1 protein-coding gene is annotated in these 848 nt (G+C 66.7%); it reads left to right on the plus strand.

Features of this window, described 5'->3' with window-relative positions; all coding sequences use genetic code 11:
* On the plus strand, positions 1 to 848 hold an 848-nt coding region (locus tag A9976_RS10665; protein WP_183018982.1), incomplete at both ends, for an ATP-binding cassette domain-containing protein.

Genomic DNA, 848 nt, shown 5'->3' on the forward strand with positions numbered 1-848 from the left:
CCTACATCGAAGACGTGAAGACGCCGTCGCAGCCGCTGGACCTGGCTACGCACTGGCTGGGCCAGCGGCGCGACTTCGGCGCGCATACCGAAGGCCCGCTGGTGCAGGTGCGTGACCTGTCCATGCGCTTCGTGCTCAAGAGCGCGCTCTTCAAGCGCAACCAGCGCACGCTGGACGCGGTCAAGCGCGTGAACTTCTCGATCGGCGAAGGCGAGGTCTTCGGACTGGTGGGCGAATCCGGCTCCGGCAAGTCCACCGTGGCGCGGCTGATCTCGGGGCTGTACACGCCATCGGAAGGGTCGGTCACGTTCGGCGGCACGGACCTGACCGCGCTCAAGGGCGAAAAGCAGCTCAATCCGTTCCGGCGCCAGATCCAGATGATCTTCCAGGATCCGTTCTCGTCGCTCAACCCGCGCATGCGCGTGCTGGACATCGTGGCCGAACCCATCCGCTTCCACAAGCTGGCGGCAAGCGAGGCCGAGGCCCGCCGCATCGTGGCCGACCTGCTGGACGTGGTGGGCCTGGGCGACCGGGCGGCCGAGCGCTTCCCGCACGAGTTCTCGGGCGGCCAGCGCCAGCGCATCTGCATCGCCCGCGCACTGGCCACGCGCCCGCGCTTCCTGATCTGCGACGAACCCACCTCCGCGCTCGACGTGTCCATCCAGGCGCAGATCCTGAACCTGCTGAAAGACCTGCAGGAAGAACTCGGCCTGACCATGCTGTTCATCAGCCACGACCTGCCGGTGATCCGCCAGATGTGCGACCGCGTCGGCGTGATGCGCTACGGCGAACTGCTGGAAGTGGCCGAAACGGAAAGCCTGTTCGACCACCCGCAACACCCCTTTCGA

The organism is Delftia sp. UME58, assembly GCF_014170385.1.
Classification (GTDB): Bacteria; Pseudomonadota; Gammaproteobacteria; order Burkholderiales; family Burkholderiaceae_C; genus Comamonas; species Comamonas acidovorans.